At 59.2% G+C, this 23,988-nt stretch carries 21 protein-coding genes and 1 riboswitch; of the genes, 14 read left to right on the top strand and 7 right to left on the bottom strand.

Annotated features, from left to right (window positions below; translation table 11 throughout):
- Positions 1–110: 110 nt before the first annotated feature.
- Positions 111–1,736, bottom strand: coding sequence for an AMP-binding protein (locus ACR0J1_RS19025; RefSeq protein WP_480734240.1), 1,626 nt, complete (start codon positions 1,734–1,736; stop codon positions 111–113).
- A 264-nt stretch (positions 1,737–2,000) separates the two neighbouring features.
- On the opposite strand from ACR0J1_RS19025, the gene ACR0J1_RS19030 reads away from it, so the two are divergent.
- Entirely contained in the window at positions 2,001–2,195 is a 195-nt protein-coding gene (locus ACR0J1_RS19030; protein WP_480734241.1) for a helix-turn-helix domain-containing protein, read from the top strand.
- Here ACR0J1_RS19030 and ACR0J1_RS19035 read toward each other — a convergent pair.
- Both ACR0J1_RS19035 and ACR0J1_RS19040 read right to left on the bottom strand, forming a co-directional pair.
- Positions 2,183–3,697: a M81 family metallopeptidase gene (locus tag ACR0J1_RS19035; RefSeq protein WP_480734242.1), complete on the bottom strand. Its 1,515-nt coding sequence runs from the start codon at positions 3,695–3,697 to the stop codon at positions 2,183–2,185. The two genes, ACR0J1_RS19030 and ACR0J1_RS19035, sit on opposite strands and share 13 nt — an antisense overlap.
- A 49-nt stretch (positions 3,698–3,746) precedes the next feature.
- Positions 3,747–4,445 (bottom strand): GntR family transcriptional regulator, encoded by a 699-nt coding sequence (locus tag ACR0J1_RS19040; RefSeq protein WP_480734243.1) that lies wholly within the window; start codon positions 4,443–4,445, stop codon positions 3,747–3,749.
- A gap of 146 nt (positions 4,446–4,591) precedes the next feature.
- Between ACR0J1_RS19040 and ACR0J1_RS19045 the strand changes: the two genes are divergently transcribed.
- The 8 genes from ACR0J1_RS19045 to ACR0J1_RS19080 all read left to right on the top strand — a co-directional run bounded on the left by ACR0J1_RS19045 (position 4,592) and on the right by ACR0J1_RS19080 (position 12,954).
- Positions 4,592–5,257, top strand: coding sequence for an RraA family protein (locus tag ACR0J1_RS19045; protein ID WP_480734563.1), 666 nt, complete (start codon positions 4,592–4,594; stop codon positions 5,255–5,257).
- Positions 5,254–6,081 (top strand): creatininase family protein, encoded by an 828-nt coding sequence (locus tag ACR0J1_RS19050; RefSeq protein ID WP_480734245.1) that lies wholly within the window; start codon positions 5,254–5,256, stop codon positions 6,079–6,081. The genes ACR0J1_RS19045 and ACR0J1_RS19050 overlap by 4 nt, the downstream gene beginning before the upstream one ends.
- Positions 6,057–7,040 (top strand): tripartite tricarboxylate transporter substrate binding protein, encoded by a 984-nt coding sequence (locus ACR0J1_RS19055; RefSeq protein ID WP_480734246.1) that lies wholly within the window; start codon positions 6,057–6,059, stop codon positions 7,038–7,040. The genes ACR0J1_RS19050 and ACR0J1_RS19055 overlap by 25 nt, the downstream gene beginning before the upstream one ends.
- A 64-nt stretch (positions 7,041–7,104) precedes the next feature.
- Positions 7,105–7,632, top strand: coding sequence for a hypothetical protein (locus tag ACR0J1_RS19060; RefSeq protein ID WP_480734247.1), 528 nt, complete (start codon positions 7,105–7,107; stop codon positions 7,630–7,632).
- A 34-nt stretch (positions 7,633–7,666) separates the two neighbouring features.
- Positions 7,667–9,193, top strand: a complete 1,527-nt coding sequence (locus tag ACR0J1_RS19065) for a tripartite tricarboxylate transporter permease (protein ID WP_480734248.1) — start codon at positions 7,667–7,669, stop codon at positions 9,191–9,193.
- A 76-nt stretch (positions 9,194–9,269) separates the two neighbouring features.
- Complete coding sequence (locus ACR0J1_RS19070; RefSeq protein ID WP_480734249.1) at positions 9,270–10,451, top strand: M20 aminoacylase family protein; 1,182 nt, start codon at positions 9,270–9,272, stop codon at positions 10,449–10,451.
- A 1-nt stretch (position 10,452) separates the two neighbouring features.
- Positions 10,453–11,796, top strand: a complete 1,344-nt coding sequence (locus ACR0J1_RS19075) for an MmgE/PrpD family protein (RefSeq protein ID WP_480734250.1) — start codon at positions 10,453–10,455, stop codon at positions 11,794–11,796.
- Between the two features lie 147 nt (positions 11,797–11,943).
- Positions 11,944–12,954, top strand: a complete 1,011-nt coding sequence (locus ACR0J1_RS19080; protein ID WP_480734251.1) for an AbrB family transcriptional regulator — start codon at positions 11,944–11,946, stop codon at positions 12,952–12,954.
- Positions 12,955–12,999: 45 nt separating this feature from the next.
- Here the strand turns inward: ACR0J1_RS19080 and ACR0J1_RS19085 are convergent, their stop codons facing one another.
- The 4 genes from ACR0J1_RS19085 to ACR0J1_RS19100 are packed head-to-tail and all read right to left on the bottom strand — an operon-like array spanning position 13,000 to position 16,118.
- Entirely contained in the window at positions 13,000–14,013 is a 1,014-nt protein-coding gene (locus ACR0J1_RS19085; RefSeq protein ID WP_480734252.1) for a FecCD family ABC transporter permease, read from the bottom strand.
- 1 nt (position 14,014) lies between these two features.
- Positions 14,015–14,962, bottom strand: coding sequence for an ABC transporter substrate-binding protein (locus tag ACR0J1_RS19090; RefSeq protein WP_480734253.1), 948 nt, complete (start codon positions 14,960–14,962; stop codon positions 14,015–14,017).
- Positions 14,959–15,765 carry an ABC transporter ATP-binding protein gene (locus ACR0J1_RS19095; RefSeq protein WP_480734254.1) on the bottom strand — a complete coding sequence of 269 codons (807 nt, stop codon included), beginning with the start codon at positions 15,763–15,765 and terminating at the stop codon, positions 14,959–14,961. Before ACR0J1_RS19095 ends, ACR0J1_RS19090 begins: the two co-directional genes overlap by 4 nt.
- A complete protein-coding gene (locus tag ACR0J1_RS19100) occupies positions 15,762–16,118 on the bottom strand; it encodes a DUF1636 family protein (RefSeq protein WP_480734255.1) in 357 nt (118 codons plus the stop codon). Before ACR0J1_RS19100 ends, ACR0J1_RS19095 begins: the two co-directional genes overlap by 4 nt.
- A gap of 101 nt (positions 16,119–16,219) precedes the next feature.
- Positions 16,220–16,433: riboswitch (cobalamin riboswitch) on the bottom strand.
- Between the two features lie 197 nt (positions 16,434–16,630).
- Here ACR0J1_RS19100 and ACR0J1_RS19105 point away from each other — a divergent pair.
- The 5 genes from ACR0J1_RS19105 to ACR0J1_RS19125 all read left to right on the top strand — a co-directional run bounded on the left by ACR0J1_RS19105 (position 16,631) and on the right by ACR0J1_RS19125 (position 23,825).
- The gene (locus tag ACR0J1_RS19105) at positions 16,631–17,410 is read left to right on the top strand and encodes a DeoR/GlpR family DNA-binding transcription regulator (protein WP_480734256.1); all 780 of its coding nucleotides are present in this window, start codon (positions 16,631–16,633) and stop codon (positions 17,408–17,410) included.
- Between the two features lie 82 nt (positions 17,411–17,492).
- Complete coding sequence (locus ACR0J1_RS19110) at positions 17,493–19,175, top strand: Na/Pi cotransporter family protein (protein WP_480734257.1); 1,683 nt, start codon at positions 17,493–17,495, stop codon at positions 19,173–19,175.
- Between the two features lie 352 nt (positions 19,176–19,527).
- Entirely contained in the window at positions 19,528–20,550 is a 1,023-nt protein-coding gene (locus ACR0J1_RS19115; protein ID WP_480734258.1) for a putative 2-aminoethylphosphonate ABC transporter substrate-binding protein, read from the top strand.
- 135 nt (positions 20,551–20,685) lie between these two features.
- The gene (locus ACR0J1_RS19120) at positions 20,686–21,816 is read left to right on the top strand and encodes a putative 2-aminoethylphosphonate ABC transporter ATP-binding protein (protein ID WP_480734259.1); all 1,131 of its coding nucleotides are present in this window, start codon (positions 20,686–20,688) and stop codon (positions 21,814–21,816) included.
- Positions 21,816–23,825 carry a putative 2-aminoethylphosphonate ABC transporter permease subunit gene (locus ACR0J1_RS19125; protein WP_480734260.1) on the top strand — a complete coding sequence of 670 codons (2,010 nt, stop codon included), beginning with the start codon at positions 21,816–21,818 and terminating at the stop codon, positions 23,823–23,825. The genes ACR0J1_RS19120 and ACR0J1_RS19125 overlap by 1 nt, the downstream gene beginning before the upstream one ends.
- Positions 23,826–23,988: the final 163 nt, after the last annotated feature.

The following is a 23,988-nucleotide window of genomic DNA, read 5'->3' on the forward strand; positions in this document are numbered from 1 at the left end:
AAAGGACCTGCATCACCCTGGGACCCTGTGCCCAAATACCATCCGCCCGACCTGCTGCCCTTTGGTTTCTTCGGCTCGGCGGTTTGTTTTGTTGGTGTGACTGGGCGGGTCTACTCCTTTGCGGATTTTGCGATATCGCGCAGTTGAAATTTCTGGATTTTGCCGGTCGAGGTTCTTGGCAGGTCAGTAAAGACAACCGCCTTCGGCGCCTTGAACCCGGCCAAACTGCCGCGGCAAAAGCTGATGATCTCTGCCTCGGTGGCGTTATGATCGGGCCGCAGTTCGACGAAAGCACAGGGCACCTCGCCCCATTTGGGATCGGGCTTGGCGACGACAGCTGCCCCCTGAACGGCGGGGTGACGATACAGCACCGCCTCGACCTCGACCGACGAGATATTTTCACCGCCCGAGATAATCACATCCTTCAGGCGGTCTCGGATCTGGATATAGCCATCCGGCTGCACGACAGCGGCGTCACCGGACCAGAACCACCCACCCTCAAAGGCCTTTTGAGTCGCCGCGGGATCTTTGTAATACCCCTTCATCACGGTGTTGCCGCGAATGGCGATCTCGCCCTGCGTTTCGCCGTCACGCGGGACTTCCTGCCCGGTTTCGCTGTCCAGAACGGTGACATCTTCGACCATGGGAAAGGCGATGCCTTGCTGGGCCTGCAGTTGAGCCTGCTCGGTCGGGTGTTTCTCGTCCCATTCGTCTTGCCAGAGGCATTGCGAGATATGGCCGTAGGTTTCGGTCAGGCCGTAAACCTGCATGACATCAAGGCCCATCGCTCTGGTCTTTTCCAGAACCGACGGGGGCGGGGGCGCACCGGCGGTCAGAACCCGGATCGCCGGGTCGAACGGAGCCGTTCCCGCCTTTTCGTGTTCGGCGACCATCTGCAACACGATCGGTGCAGCGCCCAGATGCGTAACGCCATGAGTGCGGATGGCATCCAGAACCTTGTCCGCTGCCGGGGTGCGGGTGAAAACCTTGGTGCCACCCAGAATTGCCATCATCCAGGGATGGCCCCAGCCGTTGCAGTGGAACATGGGAACCACAGACAGGTAGACCGGGTAATGAGGCATCTCCCAGGCTGCTACGGTCCCCAACGCCATGAGGTACGCGCCGCGATGGTGATAGACCACGCCTTTCGGGCAGCCCGATGTGCCAGAGGTATAATTCAGCGCAATGGCATCCCATTCGCTGGCCGGTGCGTCGCAAAGGTTCGGGTCGACGGCCGACGCTGCCAGTTCTTCGTAATCCCGTCCGCCCAGCGTTTCCGAGGCGGGTGCGTTTGGGTCGTTGATTTCGACCACGGGGATGGACCGGCCCAGTCGCTGGAAGGCCTGCGACAGCAACGGGACAAACTCGCGATCAACGATCACCAGCTTTGTATCCGCGTGATCCAGAATGTAGGCGATCGTTTCCGGCTCGAGGCGGGTGTTCAGAGTATTCAGAACGGCGCCCGACAGGGGCACCGCAAAATGCAGTTCGAACAATTCGGGGATGTTGGGGCAGAGCACTGAAACCGTATCGCCCTTGGCCAGCCCCAGTGCGCTGAGACCGCTGGCGATGGACCGGGCGCGCGTCCCAAGCTCGGCCCAGCTTCGGCGCAGGTCTCCGTAGATAACCGCCACGCGGTCGCCATGAAGCGAATTGGCCCGGGACAGGAACGACAACGGCGAAAGCTGTACGAAGTTGGCTGCGTTTTGCGTCAGCGCATCGTAGTTTGATTGCATGGCCTTCCTCCCAAAATGACCAGATCATAGTTTCTTGGCTCATCGGCCCATTTGGTGGCGCGGAATTTTCAGCCAGAAAGCCCAGTGGAAAAACCGGTACTCGATATGATCCCCTACAAACCAGCCACTGTCTGGTCGAGCATGTCTCGGTCATATCAGGATCGTCAATGGTGCATTGCCATGACCCTGCCTGATTAATTTCTGATCTGGTGTTGTCTAACTCGAACGTATCATCTGCAAAATGCGCGAAAATCTTGAAGGGGTATGGAATTTTTAGTGTTACGAAGCACGCCAACGCTGAAAGGTCTTAGCGCTTTCGAAGAAATCTATGTTCTGGGGAGCTTCACTCGGGCCGCCGATGCGTTGAATGTTCAGCACCCTGCCATCCGCTATCAGATCGCCCGCCAGAGCTGCCCAAAGTCATCCCGATCCGACGCTTGGGCGATCTATGGCGAATGACCCGCAACGTAACCTTCGCCTTTGGCTGCCCAGTCGACGCTTGCGTCAATCGGGTAGATCGGGCGGGGGGTTTTCTTGAAGTCTATTCGGGACAGTTCGGGGGACGTCAGGCCGGGGCCGTCGATTTCTATGACACGGTCAGGCGTGAAAAATTCGTCGAACCCGGCCCGAAAGTGGCCGCGGGATTTTACCACGATAGTGCTGAAATCAGCGATGTTCAGCCCGAAACGCTCGACGAAGGCAGGTTCACACAATTGGCGGCGAATGCTTGTGACCATGATCAGCACGCCTTGGCACCGCAGAAGGGCGCATCGACCAAGGTCTTGCCGCCCGCCAGCATACAGGCCACGCCTGCAATCGACCGGGCCATCGGCCAGTTTCACAACGTCGACGTCAGCTGTCAGATGGCCCGATTGCGCGTTGGGTTCGGATCGGTTGAACCGGGCTTGAAAACTTGCGCCCTCGCCATGTTCCGCAGCCTCGGCGGCGAGCTCGGGGTCAAATAGCATTCCGACCAGAGCGTTTCCGACCCCTGCGTCGAGCATGGCGCGGAGAATGGCGAGCGTGTTGCCACGTCCTCCGCCGCCCGGGTTATCTGCCACGTCTGCATATATCCGAGCGGTCCCCCTATCCGACATCAGGCGAACGGAATCGTCGATCGAGGTCAGGTTGATCCGGAACTCATGACGCGCGTCCCAAAACGCCTGACCGATTGCGCGCGCGGTTTTCAGCGCGACCGCAGAGGTATCCGCCGTGACCGTGACATTCACTCCGGCTTTCGAAGAATCCCCGACGGAAAAGCCTGCGCATAACGACACGTTCCAGATCGGGTCGACCGCCTGCGCCACCGCCTCTGTCATCAGCCGCCCATATGGTCCACCAGTCGTATCCTGCGTGGTTGACGGCGGAATAAAGGGCAGGCGGACCAAGGCACGGCCTGTCTTTTCTCCGTTCAGAAGCCGTTTCATCGCACCGGCGGCTTCCTGTCCCCGTTCGAACTGATCCACATGAGGATTGGTTCGATATGCGGCGATAAAGTCCGCACCTTTGATCATGGCCGGGCTGACATGGGCGTGTAGATCCAGCGTGACCACCAGCGGGACAACCGGCCCGACAATTTCGCGGACTAAGGAGATCAGCGTCCCGTCGGGGTCTTCGTCATTGGTTGCGATGCAGGCTCCGTGCGCATCCAGATAGACACCGTCCACATCAGCCGGAAGCTGGTCACGCACCACTTGCAATAGTTCATCGAAAAACGGGCCGTCCATCATGCCGCCAGCACCTGCGAAAGCCGCAAAGACTGGCACGGGGTCAAACGGCCCGAAATCCTCTCGGAACCCTCTGATGCCCGCCGAGGCGAGGGACGGTTTGTCCTTGAGGTCGCGAGCGAAGTCTTCTCCGATGGCCAGACGTTGGGCGGCAAAATCCGTGCGTGCGGTGATCGGCGCGGCGCGATTGCTTTCCAGATGGAAATGGATCAGGGCAATCCGGGGCAGAGTCATGTCTTCAGCTTCACTTTATGCGGGGATATGGGCGAAATCAGATTCGCGGTTAGCGACCTTCCAGTGCAACAAGCAGATCGGTCCGTGATCTTGAGCGATGTTTCGCTAGCAAATCCGCCGCTTCTTCAGCTTGGCGTTCCAGCGCGAGGCGCATGATCTGCTCATGTTCTTCATCGACCACGCGCACGTAGTCGGGTTCGAATATCCTCTTTGGCAGAAGAATCCGGCGATATCGCTCGGAATGCAGGCTTAGTGTCCTGATAAAGAACTGATGCCATTCGGATGTATGGGCTCCGATCAGAGCCAGATGAAATTCCCGATGGTAGTATTCCCGTTCGATCAGCGAGGTTCCTTCTCGGGCGCGCTCGCGCTCAAGTCTGTGGAACGCCAGAACCATGCGTTCTTCCCACTCGGTATCCCCATGCTGGATCGCCTGAACGAAGGCCTGCGATTCCAGCTGGTCCCGTAGATCGAGCACCTCGACCAGATCTTCGGCGGACAGATCGCGGACGCTGAACCCGGTCATGCCTTTGGTTTGCACAAAACGCTCGCCCGCAAGCCGGTTCAGGACCTCCCGGCATGATCCGGTGCTGCCGCCATATTCGGATGTCAGCTCACGCACTTTCAGCTTTTGGCCCGGCTCAAGCTTTCCAGAGCGGATGTCCTCGAGAATCGAATCATAGATTCGGTTCGTGATGGGTTCTTTGGCGGTCGAGGTCGCTGAGGTGGGCAAAATATCTGTGCGCATTCCTAGTGTTTAGCATGCGATCGGGCATCAGAAAATAGTCGAATTTGAAATTATTGACCGATAATTCCAATCCTGCTACAAATCAGTCGATCATCGAAATAATAGAAATGTTCGAACATATGCCTGAGCACTACGACATAGCCCCCATGCCGGACCAGATTGACGGCGAAATCTTGTCGATGTTATCCGGCGTTTCGGTCGCAACGGTCGGTCACCTGACCTGGACCGGCTTTCTCGATCATCGTCGCATCACGCCGCGCCAGTCCGACAAACGCATCATGGGAACAGCCGTGACGCTGCGACTGCCCACGCCGGATTCCACTCTTTTGCACTATGCGTCTGGGCGCGTGCGGCCCGGTGATGTCGTTGTGATCGACCGGGCAGGGGACACCCGTCTGGCCTGCCTTGGCGGCAATGTAGCCTATGGGCTGGTGCAGGCGGGCGCGGCGGGTGCGATTGTCGATGGCCCGATTTGCGATCCCGACGAAATTCGCGAGCATGATCTTCCCGTGTGGTCCGATGGCGTTTCGCCCATCACCACGCGTCGGACCGGCCCCGCTGGCAGCCTGAACCTGCCCGTCAACTGCGGTGGCGTCGTGGTTCACGCGGGGGATCTGATCATGGCAGACGATAGCGGAGTGATCTGCATTCCCTGCGCCGAAGCCTCAGAGCTAGCCAAAGCAGCGGCGGCGAAAGAGAACACGAGCACTCAGCGCCGTGCCGACATGAAGGCCGGGGCCACTTTGGGTGCTTTGTCCGGGGCGGATGATCTGGTGGCGCAATACGCCGTGAACGTGGAGACCGCGCAATGACCGATCTTGCAGCAACCACCATTCTGAACGCACGCGCAGCCGTCGCCGCCGACAAGCCCTTCCTGATCCCGGTCGGTTCGACCGAACCGCACGGCTGCTACACGCCCATGGGGGATTACCGGTTGGTCGATGAGCTGGCCAAGCGTCTGGCCGAGGCGACAGGTTGCATCACCGTGCCGACGCTGCCGTTTGGCCATGCCACCTATTTTCAGAACGCCCCCGCCGGCATCGCCCTGTCGGCTGAGACATTTGCCGCCGTATTTTCCGAGATCGTGGACGGCCTCATTCGGGACGGGGTTCGGAATATCCTCGTCCTGAACGGGCATGGCGGCAATTCCGGGATCATCGCCAATCAGCTTCGTCTGGCACGCGCCAAGCACGGCATCATCATTCCGTCGGTTAATGTCTGGGGCAAGTTCGACGATGATGTGTGGAACCGTGCGCAGCCCGAACTCGGTATTCGCGCCAAAGGCCACGGGACCGAGCCGATGGGCTCGCTCAGCCGCTATCTGTTCCCCGATGACTGCCCGCAGCAGCAGGACGTGTATCGTGAGGGCAAGGGCGAGATGAACGGGATCCCCCTTGTTTCCCTGCATCAGGGCAAGTTCGAGGATCTCGACATAAACCTACCCGTTTATGCTGAGGACATCAGCGAAGACGCAAAAATCAACGGTGAAAACGTGCCGTTCAGTGCCGAGGCAGGCAAGATCTTCTTCGACGACATTCTGCATAAGCTCACCCGCTTTGTGGATGCTTACTTCAACCTCAATTCTGCGCATACCAATCAAGGGAGAACACCATGTACAGAACACTCAAAAGCGTAGCGGCAAGCGCGACGATCGCGCTGGCCGCTATGGCCGGTGCTGCAACAGCTGCCGACAACTTCCCGAACGGGCCGGTCACGATCGTTGTGGGCGCAAAACCCGGCGGCGGGCTTGATACACTGTCCCGCATCTTCGCTCCGGCTTTGACCGAGGCACTGGATAATCAGCCCATCGTCGTGGCAAACCGCCCGGGCGCAGGCCAGCTGATTGGTCTGAAATTCACCAAGCCGTCGAAGCCGGATGGCCAGACCGTCGTGATGATCTCGGGCTCGGCCATGATCGCAACGATGGTCAAAGAGACCGGAGTTGACGTCCTGAACGACTTCAAACCGGTTGCGCATGTTGCCGTGGCGAACCTGGCAGTTGTTGCGCCCAAGGCGCGCAACCTGAACTCGGTTGCCGATCTGAAGCAAGCCATTCTGGACGCCGATGCGGCAGGCGAACAGCTTCGCTGGGCCCATACCGGCAAAGGGTCGATCACCGATGTTGCGATGACCAGCTGGCTTCTGGCCAACGGTCTGCAGGACAAGGTGCAGGACGTACCCTTTGCAGGCGGTGCCCCGGCCCGTGCTGCGATCATCGGCGATCAGGTGGCCTTTGGCGTGGTTGGCACGCACCACTATCTGGCCAACCTCGACACCATGAGCGCAATCGGCGTTATGGCTGAAGAACGTGATGGTCTGGCCCCCGACATGCTGTCCTTCGCCGAACAGAACACCGAGTTCGTCGCAATGCCCGCGCCTTACCTCGTGCTTGCCCCCAAAGACACCCCCGACGAGGTGATCGAGGAACTGACGGCTGCGTTCAAGTTCGCCATCGAAGACCCGGCGACGCAGGAAAAAGTCAAGAATGCGAACCTGAATGTCGTGTTCATGGATGGTGCGGAAACCCATGAGCACATGAAAACGCTGATGGACGCATGGCGCCCGACGACCGACGCGGTCGCAGGCTCGCTGTAAGAGCATCTTGATCAGGACCGGAGGCGGTACGCTGCCTTCGGTCAACGGAAATAGGGAGGGAAAGATGCCTAAGTGGCTTGACGGCGAGATCCTGTTCGGTCTCTTCATGATCGTTGTTTTTCTGGCAGGCGCGTATGATCTGCTGTCGGTTGGTGGTTTGGCTGGCATTGCACAAGACAGCGGAGTTGCCTTTGCATTGGCCATCATCGTGTTGTCGGTCATCTTGCTGGCCGTGGTTGTCCTGTCGCCCTCCGCACGCGCCAGTCTTGAAGAGCGTGAGGATCCGGATGCCTATCTGCCGTTCATGACGCGGCGCGGCGTTCTGATTGCGCTGGTGGGCTGCTCCTACCCGATCATCTTCTGGGCTGCTGAATACATCATCGCTACGACCATCGTGGGCTTTGTCGCGATCAGCCTGTTTACCGGAGAATTCGGCCGCAAGCAGGCAACGATTGCGGTGTGTTTCACCCTCTTCTCATACCTGCTGTTCTTCTTCTTCCTGGGCATCACGGAAGGGGACGGCGCGCTGATTTCGACTGGGTTGAACGACAAGGTGCCCACATGGCGCCGAGACTTCTTTGCCGCGTTCTGAGCGCATCCGAAGACCGATCAAAAGGAACTAGAATATGTCTCCATTCCTGGAAGGTATGTCGGCGTTCATCACCAGCCCTAGTGCGGTGATTGTCGCCATCATCGGCTCGGTTGCGGGTATCCTCGTCGGCGCCGTGCCGGGGCTGAGCGGTACAACCGCGGTCGCCCTGCTATTGCCCTTCTCGTTCTATCTGGATCCGCTGATCGCGTTGATCCTGATGTATACGATCTCAAAATCATCGGATTTCGGCGGCTCGATCCCCGGAATTCTGTTCAACACTCCCGGGACCCCTTCCGCGGCTGCGACCATGATCGAAGGTCATCCGCTGGCGCGGAAGGGATACCCGGTCAAAGCGCTACGCGCTGCTACGGCGGCGTCGGCAACGGGCGATTTCTTCTCGGAGTGTCTGCTGATCTTTGGCGCGGCCTATCTTGCAGTTTACGCCGTCAAAATCGGCCCGCCCGAGCTGGTGACGATCTATATTCTCGCCTTTGTCGTGATCTCTTCGATCATTGGTGAATCGATGATCAAAGGCATCATCAGCACCTTGTTCGGCATTACTCTGGCCTTAGTCGGGTTCGATCCGATCTCGGGCAATCTGCGCATGACCTTTGATCAGCTGCCGCTGATGGATGGATTGCCGCTGGTCCCGGCGTTGATCGGCATCTTTGTGGTTGGCGAAGTGTTCCACCGCTTTGACGTTCGGGATTTTGGCGCGACCTCGCACAAGGATCAAAAGAACCAAAAGAACGAAGTCAGCAAACCGGACGATACCTTCGGGCTCGCGGATTATCTGCGGGTTCTGCCGACGATCATACGATCCATGTTCATCGGAGCCTCGGTCGGCATGTTCCCTGGCATCGGAGCCTCGGTCGCGTCGTTCCTGTCCTTCGGCGAAGCCAGACGGCAGGCCAAGCCCGATGACGAATGGGGCGATGGCGAGGTCAAAGGCGTTGCAGCTTCAGAGGCCGCCAACAACGCCACCTCGGGCGCGAACCTGATCCCGCTGCTGACGCTGGGGATTCCCGGCTCGACACAGGCGGCTTTGTTGGCGGGTGCGATGTTGATCCATGGCATCACCGTCGGGCCGCAGGTCTTTACCGAAGACGCCAACCTGATCTATGCACTGTTCAGCGCCGGTCTGTTCTGTATCGTCGCCTACTTCGTCGTGGGCTTCTGGTTCAGCCCGATGATCGGACGGATCATTCTGGCGGTGCCTGCGCGGATCACATATTCACTGATCCTGATGATCTCGGTCTCGTCGGCGTATGTGCTGCACTCGTCCCTGTTCGACGTATGGATCATGGTTCTGTTCGGCGTCCTTGGCTATCTGTTCCGGCGTTATCACTACAACATCCCGGCCTTCATGATCGCCTTGCTTCTGGGCGGCGGCATGGAGCGTGCGGTGCGTCAGACCCAGTTGCTTGCCAACGACGGCCTCTGGATCATCTTCCAGCGTCCGATTTCGCTGACGATCCTGATCCTGACGGTGATCATGATCATCATGCGGATCAGAAAAGCCCGGATGAACAAGGCGCTTGCCGCCATTCAGGACGACTGATCCCAAACACAGCACCTGCCCTCTGCTGCCGCCCGCGGATAGAGGGCAGAGCCTTTCAAACGCTCGAGGTTTTCTTATGGCTATTCCCGCCGAAATTACCGCCTTTGCCGACGAAATGACTGGCTGGCGTCGACATCTCCATGCCCACCCCGAACTGGGGTACAAGGAATTCGAAACCTCGGATTTTGTCGCCCGCCAACTGACGGAATGGGGCATCCCGTTTGAACGTTTGACCGAGACCGGCATCGTCGCAACTCTGCGCGCGGGCGAAGGCAACCGTGCGGTTGCCCTGCGCGCCGACATGGACGCGCTGCCGATGGAAGATCAGGGTGACTCGCCCTGGGCTTCGACTGTGCCGGGCGTCATGCATGGCTGTGGCCATGACGGGCATACCGCTACGCTGCTTGGCGCGATGAAATACCTGTCGCAGACGCGTCGGTTTTCGGGCACCGTTCATGCGATCTTTCAACCCGCCGAGGAGGGGCTGGCTGGCGCCAAAAGCCTGCTTGATGCAGGCCTGTTCGAAAAATTTCCAGCCGACATGGTGTTCGGCCAACACAACGACCCATTATTGCCCGAAGGCGTGATGAGCGTGGTCAAAGGCCCGACAATGGCGGCGTCCGACCGGTTTTACATTACGGTCACGGGCAAGGGCGGGCATGCCGCTCGTCCGCATCATACCGTCGATCCGCTGATCGCGGGCGCGCAGATTGCCTTGTCGCTGCAGACGATCCTCTCGCGCCGCATCGATCCGTTGGAAAACGGCGTGATCTCGGTGACGCAGTTTCATGCGGGCACAACAGGCAATGTGATCCCTGAAGTGGCCGAACTGCAAGGCACCGCCCGCAGCCTGACACCCGAGGTTCAGGACGAATTCGAAAGGCTGATTGCCGAAGTCGCCCACAATGCGGCGGCAACGATGGGAGCCGAGGTTGCCGTCGATTACCGGCGCGGCTATCCGCCGGTGATCAACGCAGATGTGCCGACTGATTTTGGCATGGACGCCGCCATCGCTGTTGTTGGTAGCGACAATGTAATGATGAAGCGACCACCGGCGATGGGGGGCGAGGACTTTGCCTTTTTGGCACAAGCGCGCCCCGGTTGCTTTGCCCGGATCGGCACCACCAAACCCGGTGAAACGGCCGTGCCGCTGCACAATCCGCGCTACGATTTCAATGATGACGTTCTGCCCGTCGGCGCGGCATGGTTTGCCGAGGTCGTCGAGAACGTGCTGGCCCCGACCAGCATGCCCAACTGACATGAGCACCGTTCTGGAGCGCATCGCGGATTGGTGCATCTCGTACCAATCGACAGATCGTCAACGCGCGCTTGCAGCCGATGCGATCACGGACACGCTCGCGTGTATGTATCTGGGCCGTGATGATCCGGCGACGCTCAGTGTACGACAGGCTTATTTGTCGGGGTCGACTCAGGACGGCCCGGCGCGGCTGATTGGTGGCGGGCGGTCAGACGCTGCAACTGCCGCAGCGATCAACGGAACCGCAGCCCATGCACTGGATTTCGACGATAATTTCCGCCCCGCGCTCAGCCACGCTTCGGCGGTTTCAGTTCCGGCTTTGCTGGCAATCGGCGATGAGCTGAACGCATCCGGCGCAGAGGTCGTCGAGGCCTATCTGGTCGCGCTGCAGGTCCAAGGCCTGATTGGCGCGGGTGTGGTGCCCTCTCACTACACCGCTGGCTGGCACAGCACGTCGACAATCGGCACCATCGGAACGGCGGCTGGCGTGGCTTCGATGATGGGGTTCGATCGCGCACAAATCGTTCACGCAATGTCGCTGGCCGTCAGCTTCGCCTCGGGCAGCAAGGCCCAGTTCGGTGCGCCAGTGAAACCGTTCCACGCGGGAATGGGCGCCAAAAATGCCATCGAAGCCGCCCGTCTGGCGCGGGCTGGCCTGTCCGGGCACGCTGATATCATTGAGCGGGGGCAGGGGTTTCTTGAGCTTTTCGGCGGCAAAGACCCTCGCGGATACGGCGATCTCAACATAGCCCCCGACATGCCCCACTATATCGAAACCGCCGGTGTCATGCCAAAACGGTTCGCCTGTTGCGGGTCCAGCCATATGGCCATCGACATGGCGCTGGATCTGCGGGATGAAGGCGCGATCACCCCCGAGAACATCGCGGACATCTCGGTCAAGGTGCGCATCGCGAATTATCGGAACATGCCGTTCACGCATCCCGAAAACGAAATGGAAGCCCGGTTTTCCATGTCCTATTGCATTGCGCGCGCGGTGCGGGCGGGCCGATTGAGCGTCACGGATTTCACCCCCGAAGGCGTGGCGAACCATGCGGACGAGCCTCTGCTCGACCGGACCAAGATGACCCACTACACGGTCGAAGAAGAAGCAGCCGAAGATTTTCTGCCGCATATCCTGACTGCGACACTCGTGGATGGATCACAGGTCGAGCGGGTTCGGCGCAATCCAAAAGGCAGCATCACCGAGCCATTTTCTGAGACGCAGAAACGAGACAAATTCATCGATTGTATGGGTGGTCATGAAAATGCGGGTGACCTCTACGCACTGTCGCAAGGTATCGCGACGCTAAAGTCGCTGGACGCCCTCACCCCTCTTTTTCGATGACGTCACCTGATCTTCAAGCACTTCATGCTGCGACAGATTAGATGTTAAGTAGTGATCGGGGCAAATAGTAAAAAACCAATCACGCGTTCCTGAGGTCACAGTTTTGAAAGGCGGAAAGTTCATGACAGCCCCCGTGAAACTCCAGCGATGACGGTCGTTCTGACCTTCGCAGTTGGTCTTGCTGGCGTGGCCGGGTTTCACTTGCTCGACCTACCCTTGCCTTGGTTGCTAGGCCCCATCTTCGCCTGCCTCATAGCGGCTGCTTTCGGGATGCCGCTGCGCGGGATTGCGGCCGTGAACAAAACCATGCGGACTATTCTGGGCGTAGCCGTCGGGGCGACCCTGACACCGGCGGTTCTGGCGAGTTTCCCATCCATGTGGCCCACGCTTGCCATGATCCCGGTCAGCGTGATTTTGATCGGACTGATCGGCGTACCCTATTTCCGTCGCGTCTGGGGATATGACATGCCGACCGCCTACTATGCCGCGATGCCCGGCGGGCTTCAGGATATGCTGGTTTTCGGTGAAGAGGCCGGTGGCAATGTGCGGACCCTCTCGCTGATCCATGCAACGCGGGTTCTGCTGATCGTTGCGGCGCTGCCGTTTATTCTTGAATTGATTTGGGATGTCGACCTCAGCAACCCGCCCGGCGCGCCTGCGGCGTCGATCCCGTTGCAGGAATTACTGATCATGCTGGTTTGTGCCATCGCAGGCTGGCGCATCGCTGAACGGGTCGGGTTGTTCGGCGCGTCAATTCTCGGCCCGATGATTGCGGCTGCGATTGCCGCCCTGACCGGGTTCCTGCACTTTCGCCCGCCTGCCGAGGCGATCTGGCTGGCGCAGTTTTTCATCGGGCTGACCGTGGGCGCGAAATACTCGGGCGTGACGCGCGCCGAAGTTCAGCGCGACCTTGTGGCCGGGGTCGGCTTCTGCCTCGTTCTGATCGCGTTGACCTTCGCGTTGGTCGAGTTCGCGATTATCCTTAACCTTGCACCGGGACGCGAGGCCCTGCTGGCTTTCGCACCGGGCGGGCAGGCCGAGATGGCCGTACTGGCGCTGATCGTCGGAGCAGACGTCGCCTTCGTGGTTGCGCATCACGTGTTTCGGATGGTGCTGGTCATCCTTGGTGCACCAATCGTGATGCGGTTCATCGGCTAGGCGGTCCGGGGGCTATTCTCGGGGGTTGGGTCGGGATTTCTATGATTAGCGCCGTGCCTTCGCGCTTCGGAACAGCAGAAGGAACACGAATGCCGATCCGATGGATGTCGTGACGATGCCCACCGGCAGTTCCTGCGGGGCCAGCAGCAGGCGGCTGATAATGTCGGACCCCGTCAGAAGCCCCGCGCCCACGATCGCCGCCGTCGGCAGCAGCTGGCGGTGCAGCGGTCCGGCGATGCCGCGTGCGATATGGGGCACCATCAGGCCGACAAAGCCGATGACACCGGCAACCGAGACAAAAACGGCCGTCGCCAGCGCGGCAACGAAGAACATGCTGAACCGTAGCCCCTGAACGGGTACTCCGAGGGTAGATGCCGTCAGATCTCCGGTCAGCAGCGCGTCCAGCCAGCGGCTGCGATAGAGCGAATAGCTGAGGATCAGCAGCAGACCGGCGCAGACCAGCGGAAACGTCTCCCACCGTGCAAGGCCCAGACCGCCCAGCATCCAGAAGATCACCGAATGCGCCGCGCGGCTGTCGCCTGCGAAAATCAGATAGTTGGTGATGGCCGAGAACAGGAACGAAACTGCCAGCCCCGCCAGGATCAGTTTTTCCGGCGCGCTGGTGCGTAGCCCGTGGACCAGCGCCAGCACGATGCCCGATGCGATCAGCCCGCCACAGAACGCCGCCAGAGGCAGGGTCCAAAAGCCCAGAATATCGCCCGTTACGGTAATGACGAACACGGCCCCGGCTGCGGCCCCCGACGACAGGCCGAACAGGAACGGGTCGGCCAGATCGTTGCGCGTTGTGGTCTGCAGGACAACACCGACCAGCCCAAGCCCGGCCCCGATCACCGCCGCAAACAGCGCGCGCGGCAGGCGCAGATCAAAGACGATCCGGTGCAGCGGCGACATCTCGCCCCCGGACAGCCCGGTGCCCAGCAGAACGGCGTCGACCGTATCGGGCAGGGGGATCGGGGTGGTGCCGTAGATCGTCGAGATCAGCAGAAGGGCGGCCAGTATGACCGCCCCCAGCACAAGTGTCAGGCCGGTTCGGCCCATGTCAGCTCTGACCCGGATGCATGGCCCGCGCCATTTTCGAGATCGCCTCGATATTTGCCGGTCCGGGGGTCAGTTCCTCGTACCGCAGGCCGATCCAGCGCTCGTTCTTGACCGCGTCGGTCTGCGACATGACGGGGTGTTCCTGCAGGAACTTGAACGTATCCGCCGCGCCATTGCCGGTCTGATAGTCCAGCAGCACCAGGAATTCCGGATTTGCGGCCGCTACGGCCTCCCACGAGGTGCGGCCCCAGCTGGTATCCATGTCATGGGTGACATTCTCGCCGCCCGCTGCGGTAATCATCGCGTCGGGGATGGCGAATTTACCGGCTGTGAAGGGCGCATCCGCCGGACCGTCCAGCAGGAAAACGCGCGGTTTGGACAGATCGGCAGTCTTGGCCTCGATCCCGGCCAGTTGCTCTTTCCAGCCAGCGACCAGCGCCTCGGCCTTGTCCTCGACATGCATCACCTTCCCCAGACGCAGGATATCGTCAAACAGCAGGTCCATGCTGGCTTCGGGGCGGTCCTTGTCCAGATGCACGCAGCTTTCGGTCAGGATCATGGTCTTGATGCCAAAGGGTTCCAGCGTGTCGGGCGTTACGTCGCCGCCCGGCTTCATGCCGTAATACCAACCGGCAAAGAACAGGTCCGGTTCGACCGCCACAAGGTTTTCGACCGTGGGATATTTCGGCGCAAGCTCGGGGATGTCGCCGCGCAGCGTGTCGAATTCGGGGCTGGTCTTGTACCAGCCGGTGATGCCGGTCAGACCGACGATCTTGTCCTGCAGACCCAGCGCAAAGGCCATGTCGGTCATGTTCATGTCATGCACCACCAGCCGCTCGGGCGCGGTGTCAAAGACCAGCGGTTCACCGCAATTGTCGACGGTGATCTCATGCGCGGCAGCGCTGCCCGCCATGGCTGTGGTCAGAACCACGGACCAGATGTGTTTCACTCGGGGATACTCCTTGATTGAGTTGAAATTGAGGTTCTTCGGATGTCCAGCGCCGGAATCATGCGGCCTTCGTGCGGCAGGCACAGGTAATCGACCCCAAACGTGTCGCGCACCCGATCCGAGGTCAGCACCTCGGCCACGGGTCCAAAACCGGTCAAGCGGGTGGATTTCATCAGCGCGACATGGGTGGCGAATTCCGGGATCATGACCAGATCGTGGACGATCATGACCACGGTAATGCCGAGTTCCGCGACCAGAGACAGCATCCGCCCCTTGGCATCGGGGTCCAGATGGTTGGTCGGCTCATCCAGAAACAGCAGCGACGGGTTCTGCGCCAGCGCCCGCGCGATATGGGCCCGCTGACGCTCGCCCCCGGACAGCACGGCCATTTTCTTGTCGGCCAGAGTTGTGAGTCCGGTCAGGTCCAGAATGCGCGACAGGTCGGCGGCATGATCTTCGGCCGAGCGGTCGGCCCGAATCGGGATCTGACCCAGCGCAACATAATCGCGCAATGACAGCCGCCCGTCGGGATATTCCTGCTGACTGACCACGGCGATCATCCGGGCCCGCTCGGACGCGGACATCTGCCTGAGGCTGCGCCCCCTGATCAGCACATCCCCCAGCGCCAGATCGACCGCACCGCACAGCAGGTTCAGTAATGTGGTTTTTCCCGCTCCGTTCGGACCGGCAATAGCCAGTATCGCGCCTTCGCTCAGTTCGAACGACACGCCCTGCAACAGGACGTCGCCGTTCAGCGCATAGTATTCAAGGTCGCGTGCTATCAGGAAATCCGGAGTTTTCATGCCTGTCCCTCGCCGTGGATCGCAGGCAGGCGGGACAGTGTCTTGGTCAGCAGCGCGGGCGGTCTGTCGGTGGCATTCGTCCATCCGTCTGCCGTGTTCTGATATTGCAGGGCGAATTGCGCCAGCGCTTCGACATCCGCTTTTGTCTGGATGTCCCCGAACAGGTATTGGGCCTTCCCCGTGGCCTGAAAGCCAACGGTCCGGGGGCGGTCGCAGCCCGCCATGCAATCAATAGTACGGATCGCAAACCCATGTGGCAGCTTGCCCGCCAGATCGCGGTGCAGGGTATCAGCAGGCCTGCCTTCGGCACAGGTGGCGCAGATCAGAAGAAAATGGTCAGGTCGTTCTGGCATTGTCCGCTCCACTTGCTGCCAAGCGCGGGCGGAAGGTGCCGATCATGTAATCACGCGTCAGACGTGCCATCCAAGCCTCCTTCCAGGACGCCCCGCCCCGGGTTGGTTAACATTTGATGGCAGGTCTCCTGACTTGCGGGTCTGTGCTCGGCCGTCCTTCCCGGCCCTTGGGCCAGTGGGTGTTTGGCGTCGCTCACCGCTTACAGTTGCGGGGGCAGTTACGGATTTGGCGTATCCCGGTCATCCCGGTACCGCACCGTATTCCCTTTTCATCCCTTGGGCGCACCGTCGGGAACCATCGGCGATCTGAGTGCCCGAGAAAGAGGGATGCGTCAATATGATCTTTATCACTTGTCGCCAGAATTTTCAGATGGGCCTCGGAGGCGTTACCTTTATCGCCACCGGTCATGATTCACCCAATAGTGGGGATTAAAGTCTGCAAAAAACAATACTTGTGTGGACTTTGTTGGATATTGATGCGAAAACCGCGCAAAGTAGTGAGGGTTGCGAACGTGATCGCCCGAAATTCGTTATCTCCGAGAGAGCTTCAGGTAATCGAAGCGCTGCGTCAACTGGGCGGTCAGGCCCGCAATGTCGAGTTGGCTGAAACGCTCAGCGTTTCGGACGAGACGATCCGGCGCACTATCAAATCGCTGTCCAAGCTGGGAATAGTCGAGCGGAACCATGGCATGGTTCGCCTTTTGGATGCTCAGCACGAGATCGGCTTTTTCCAACGCCTTGGCGAGTTCACCGAAGAAAAGATGCAGGTTGCCAAGGCAGTTGCCAGCCTGGTCCCGGACGGGGCCACGCTGTTCCTTGACGTCGGAAGCACGACCGCATTCGTCGCCGAGACCTTGCGGGACAGGCGCGATCTGACGGTTGTGACCAATTCGATGAACGTGGCGCATAAGCTTTTGGCACACAACGGAAACCGCGTCTTTCTGCTGGGTGGTGAAATGCGCAAGGACGAAATGGGGACGTTCGGTTTCGTCGCCGAGGCGCAGGTGCGCCGCTATACGTACGACATCGCGATCCTTAGCCCGGATGCGCTGGATCCGAAATTCGGGTTTCTGTACCAAAGCCCCGGCGAGGCCGAGCTGGCCTCGGTGGTGGTGGACCGCACAAGTCGGACCATGATCGCCATGGTGCATCAGAAATTCGACACCTCGGGGCCACATCAGGGGTTTGAGCCTCAGGCTGTCGATCAACTGATCACCGATGCGCTTCCCGGGAAAAAGCTGGCGGCAAAACTTGAGGGCTGGCAGATCAAAACACTGTTGGCGGCTGAATGACATATCTCCGCACCAAAGACGGGTTTCCTGCTGATAGCAGCGCGCAGGATGAGCCCCAACCAAGACCTGAGGCAATTACATAATGGCAATACTCGTTTTCTTGATGCAGCTAGCCGGCGCAACGATGTTGCTGCTGTTTGCGGTGCGCATGGTGCGCACTGGGATCGAGCGCAGCTATGGTGCCTCGTTCCAGCGGGTTCTGACCCGCAATGACAGCATGATCGGCGCAAGCATGACGGGCATGTTGTTGGCGGTTGTGCTGCAAAGTTCTGCAGCGGTTGCGCTGCTGGCTTCGGGTTTTGCCGCCGGTGGGTATCTGGCCTTTTCCGCCGGTCTGGCGATTGTGCTGGGCGGTGATTTGGGCTCGGCCCTGGTGATCCAAATTCTGTCGTTCCGGCTGGACTGGCTGGTACCGCTGCTGCTGGCGGTGGGCGGTTGGCTGTTCGTCAAGACCGAGCGTAAGAAGCCTCGCCAGATCGGACGCATCCTGATGGGGGTTGCCTTCATCCTGATCTCGCTGCGGTTCCTGCGCGAGGCGATGGACCCGATCCGCGACAGTGCCTTTCTGCCCGCCATCGCCGACTATCTGGTGCGCGATTATGTGGCCGCCTTTCTGGTCGGGGGCGCGCTGGCCTTTGTGATGCACAGTTCGGTCGCGGCGATTCTCATGTGCGTGACGCTGGTGCAGATTGGAGCGCTGCCATTTTCGGCGGGTCTTTCGCTGGTTCTGGGGGCTAATCTGGGCAGTGCGCTGATCCCCGTCTGGCTGACCCGCGGGATGGAGCCGCGCGCAAGGCGCATCCCCTTTGCCAACCTTGCACTACGCGGACTTTGGGCTGTTATATGCCTGTTTGCTGCCAATCTGGCCCTTAGGACCGGAATGCTGAGCGCGGACTATCAGGGACAGATGCTGGTCAATGCGCATCTGGCGTTCAATGCATCTCTGCTGATTCTGTCGATGCCGTTCTGCGGTATGCTGCATGCCCCGTTCGAACGGTTCTTCCCGGACACAAAACCCCAGACGCAGGGCGATCCGCTGACCCGCCCGGTCAGCGCGCTGGACCCCGACATGGTCGAGAACCCTGTACTGGCCGTTTCGGCTCTGAAGCGGGAACTGCTGCGGATGGCCGAACTGGTCCAGACCATGTTCAGCCCGCTGCTTGGACTGTACCGGTCGGGCGATGACGAACAGATTAAGGCGGTTCAGGCCATTGATCTGGACGTGAACCAGTGCCTGACTGATATCCGCGCCTTTGTCGCCGCGCTGCCCGCCGAGAAAATGGACAAGAAAAGCTCGGAAACAGCCCGCGATGTGCTGGAATACGCTGTCCGGCTTGAGACTGCGGGTGATGTGGTGGCCAAGCGGCTGACGGTGCTGGCGGTTGAGCTGCGCGAAACCGGCAGGCAGTTTTCGCCCGAAGGCTGGTCCGAGGTGCAGGATATGCACGAAAAGATTTTGGCCAACCTGAAGCTGGCGACCAATGTGATCATCTCGGAAGATCTGGAAAGCGCGCGCCTTTTGAATTCGGAAAAGACCGAAATCAAACGGGCCGAACGGGACAGCCGCAAACGCCACTTCCGGCGGTTGCAGAACGGAATGGTCGATAGTTTCGAGACCAGCGATGTGCATCTGGAAACCCTGCGGGCCCTGCGCGAGTTCAACAGCCATATCGCGGCGATTTCCACGCCGATCCTGTATTCCAACGGCCAGTTGCTTGAGACACGGCTGATTGAAGAATTGCCGGCCCGCGAAAGCCAGACGTAAGTCGGCCGAGTCGTCCCGCTCGCGGCGGGACGGGTTGTTGCGGTCATGGCCCCGCGCAACCATCGGCCGAATTCGTGCTGCGTCTTTTGGGCCCCTCGGGATGTGATAGGGTAACAGCACCCCTGCGATTTACGGGCGATACGGGCGTCATGTGGTGGAAATTTGGGCGAAACCGCCTCAAAACGCTGAATTTTTTACAGGAATATAATATATAGGTAAAACCTATGATATAGTAGATATTAACGATTTTTCTTGTTTCTGGTTTCTGTCAAATTACTGTCATCAACAACCAATAATGGAAGCGCCACATGAGAATGGCGTCTGCGTCATAATCTACACAACAGAGGACAACATGAAAAAATCTCTTTCCACGTTCACAGCAGTTGTAGCGGCCTCGCTGATGGCCACTGCGGCCGCTGCTGAAACCGAGCTGACTGTTTACACCGCTGTCGAGGCCGAAGACCTGGCCCGTTACGCTGAACAGTTCAACGCCGTGCATCCCGACATCAAGATCAACTGGGTTCGCGATTCCACCGGTATCATCACCGCCAAGCTGCTGGCCGAGCGTAACAACCCGCAGGCTGACGTGGTCTGGGGTCTGGCGGCAACCTCGCTGCTGCTGCTGAAATCCGAAGACATGCTGGAGCCCTATGCGCCGGTTGGTGTCGATAAGCTGGATGCGAAATTCGTCGACAGCGGCGATGTGCCCAGCTGGGTTGGCATGGACGCGTGGGTGGCCTCGGTCTGCTACAACACCGTCGAAGCCGAGAAGGTTGGCCTGACGCCGCCGACCTCGTGGAAAGACCTGACCGACGAGCAGTACAAGGGTCACGTGATCATGCCGAACCCGAACTCGTCGGGCACCGGCTTCCTGGACGTTTCCAGCTGGCTGCAGATGTTCGGTGAAGAAGGCGGTTGGGAATACATGGACGCGCTGCACGAGAATATCGCGCGTTACACCCATTCGGGCTCCAAGCCCTGCAAACTGGCTGCCGCCGGTGAGATTCCGATCGGCATCTCGTTTGCCTTCCGCGGCGCCAAGTCGAAAGCCGCAGGCGCACCGCTGGACATCATCGTTCCCAGCGAAGGTGTTGGCTGGGACATGGAAGCAACCGCGATTGTCGCGGGCACCGACAAGCTGGAAGCCGCTCAGAAACTGGTGGACTTCTCGGTGACGCCTGAGGCCAACGAGATGTACAACGTTGGCTACGCGGTTGTTGCTTACCCGGGCATCGCAAAGCCGGTTGAGCACTTCCCCGAAGGTCTGCTGGACGCGATGATCGACAATGATTTCGAATTCGCCGCCAACAACCGCGCCGCCATCCTGAAGGAATGGCAAGGGCGTTACGACGGCAAGTCCGAACCCAAAGAATAAACCACTCACGTCGGAGGGGCTTAACGCCCCTCCGGCCTTTGGATAAACTCTCCCTACAACTCACGTGAACGGCGCGGCGAATTTCTGGCCACTCTCTCGTCATGGCTGCTGCGCAAAGCTCAAGGACCACTCCCCGTGCTTAAGAAAACCTCTCCCGGTGATCTCTATCTGAGTATCCAAGACCTCTGGAAGGCGTTTGGCGATTTTCTGGCCCTCCGGGATATCTCGCTGGACATCAACGAAGGCGAATTCATCTGTTTTCTGGGGCCCTCGGGTTGCGGCAAGACCACGTTGTTGCGTGCGATTGCGGGTCTGGACCTGCAAACCAAGGGGACGGTCATGCAGGATGGCAAGGATGTCTCGAACCTGCCCCCATCCGAGCGTGATTTCGGGATCGTGTTCCAGTCTTATGCGCTGTTCCCGAACCTGACGATCGAAAAGAACATCGCCTTCGGGCTTGAAAACACCGGCCGCAGCAAATCCGAGATTGCCGTGCGCGTGGCTGAACTGCTGAAACTGGTGGGCCTGCCGGATCAGGGCAGCAAGTACCCGGCTCAGCTGTCGGGCGGTCAGCAACAGCGGATCGCTCTGGCGCGCGCCATTGCCACCAATCCCGGCCTGTTGCTGCTGGATGAACCGCTTTCGGCGCTGGATGCCAAGGTTCGTGTGCATTTGCGGCATGAAATCAAGGAATTGCAGCGTAAACTGGGCGTGACCACCGTGATGGTGACCCACGATCAGGAAGAGGCGCTGGCCATGGCCGACCGGATCGTCGTCATGAACCACGGCGTGATCGAACAGGTCGGCACCCCGACCGAGATCTATCGCCACCCGGCCAACCTGTTCGTGGCCGATTTCATCGGTGAGATGAACCAGTTGACTGCAGCGGCAGGCGACACGGAAACGCTGGAACTTGGCAATTCAGTTCTGAAATGCGAGCCGCATTCGCATCAGAAGGGCAGTCGCATCGTTGCCGCCGTCCGGCCTGAGGATATCATTCCGCATGGCGAAGGCGCGCGTTCACCGGGTGCGCCCGACATCGTCACCACGCCCGAAAACGCTTTTGAGGTGCTGATCACCGAGATGGAGTTCCTTGGCTCGTTCTGGCGCTGCCGTCTGTCCCACAAGACCTTCGGAGACGAAGAGCTGATCGCCGATTTCTCGATCAACGCGGTCCGTCGTCTGGGTCTTGAAGAGGGTGGCCAGATGATGATCGAACTGCCCCGCAACCGCCTGATGGCCTTCACCCCGGCGGAGGAGGGCTGATGACCGATACCACCTCTCTGCCCGCCGGCCCGATCATCAAGGGCAAGCTGAGCCGCGACGATATAATCATGCGCGGTGGCATGATCATCATCGCTCTGTATTTGGTTGTGACGCTGGCGTTCCCGCTTTGGGCGATGCTGTCCAAATCGTTTTCGACCTTTCGCATGGAGTTGTCGCAATACGAGTTTCAGGTCAGCGACGACAATGGCGTATTCAGCGGCACCGTGCTGAATGGCGCCCAGCTGAATGCTGAAACCGGCGCTTACAGCGAACAAGACTTGTCGACCGGCTCGGACGGACGGCTGTCTGTCACCCCGTTTTTCCCGGATTTCAGTTTCCGCAGCCCGGTGATGTACCAGATCCGCAATACCGTGCCAGATGGGCGGTTCCTGATCGGGTCCAATCTGCAAACAGGCACTGATTGGGTCGAGCTCGATTCGAACACGTTCCGCAGAGTTCAGTTGCGGCCGGTCAAATCGACGGGCGTGGACAACTTCGTCAGCTATTTCTCAACCCCGGCGCTGTTCAACTCGATCAAGAACTCACTTTGGATTTCGGTCGTTGTTACGATCATTACTGTGACGCTGGCCTTTTGGTTTGCCTATGCACTGAACCGCAGCTGTATGCGCTTTAAAGGCCTGTTTCGTCTGGTTGCGATGGCCCCAATCCTTGTGCCATCACTCTTACCGGGGATCGCTTTGGTGTATCTCTTCGGCAACCAGGGTATGATCAAGGAACTGCTGTTTGGCGCCAGTATCTATGGGCCTATCGGGATCATCATAGGTTCGGTCTTCTTCACCTTTCCCCATGCGTTCATCATCATTTCGACGGCTTTGGCCATTTCCGATGCCCGGCTGTACGAGGCTGCCGCCAGCCTGCGCTCGACGCCATGGCGGACCTTCTGGACCGTGACTATCCCCGGCGTGCGCTATGGTCTGATCTCAGCTGCATTTGTGGTGTTCAATCTGGTGATCACGGATTTTGGTCTTCCTAAGGTTATTGGTGGACAGTTCAACGTTCTGGCGGTCGATATCTTCAAGCAGGTGATCGGTCAGCAGAACTTTGAAATGGGCGCTGTCGTATCCGTGGTTCTGGTGGTGCCGGCGATCCTGGCCTTTGCAATAGACCGGTTGGTGCAGTCGAAACAGGTGGCGCTGCTGTCGGCGCGCTCCGTGCCTTATCAGCCGAACCCGAACCCAAAAACCGATCGCATCATGCTGATCTATTGCAGCCTGGTCGCCCTGTTTATTGTCGGCATTCTGGCGGTCTGTCAGTTCGCTGCACTGATCAAGTTCTGGCCGTACGATCTGAGCCTGAGCTTGCGCAACTATGACTTCAACCGCATGGATGGCGGCGGTTGGGCGTCGTACTTTAACTCGATCAGAATGGCGCTGCTGACTGCAGTGATCGGCACCTCGGTCGTGTTTTTCGGCGCCTATCTTGTTGAAAAGTCAAACGGGTTCAAAACCGGGCGCGCGTTGTTCCAGATGTTTGCCATGCTGCCCATGGCGATCCCCGGAATGGTACTGGGCCTGGCCTATATCTTCTTTTTCAACAATCCCGCAAACCCGCTGAATGCGATCTACGGGACGATGGCCATTCTTGTGATCTGCTCGGTGACACACTTCTATACCGTGTCGCACCTGACCGCCGTAACGGCGCTCAAGCAGATGGACCGCGAGTTCGAATCCGTCTCGTCGTCGCTAAAACAGCCCACCATGAAGCTGTTCGCCCGAGTGACGGTGCCGGTTTGCTTGCCTGCAGTGCTGGATATCTCGATCTACCTGTTCGTCAACGCGATGACGACGGTGTCGGCAGTGGTGTTCTTGTATTCACCCAAGACTACTCTGGCCTCGATCGCGGTTCTGAACATGGATGATGCCGGCGACATTGCACCAGCTGCTGCGATGGGGATGATGATCTTCTACACCAATGCCGGGGCGCGTATTTTGCACCTGATTGCGTCAAAAGGAATCCTCAGTCGAACGCAAGCCTGGCGCAACCGATAAGCCACTCACAAAAAACAATAAATGCCCGCGGTTGGGAACCGCGGGCATTTGCTGTTTCGACTCTTTTTGATCTATAAGCCGTGCTTATCCATTGATCGATATTCTCGATTTTACATATGGGGAGAGTGGTTGCAAACGTGTGTTAGTTACGCGGTATTGGAGC

Source organism: Ruegeria sp. CJ3, assembly GCF_056536725.1.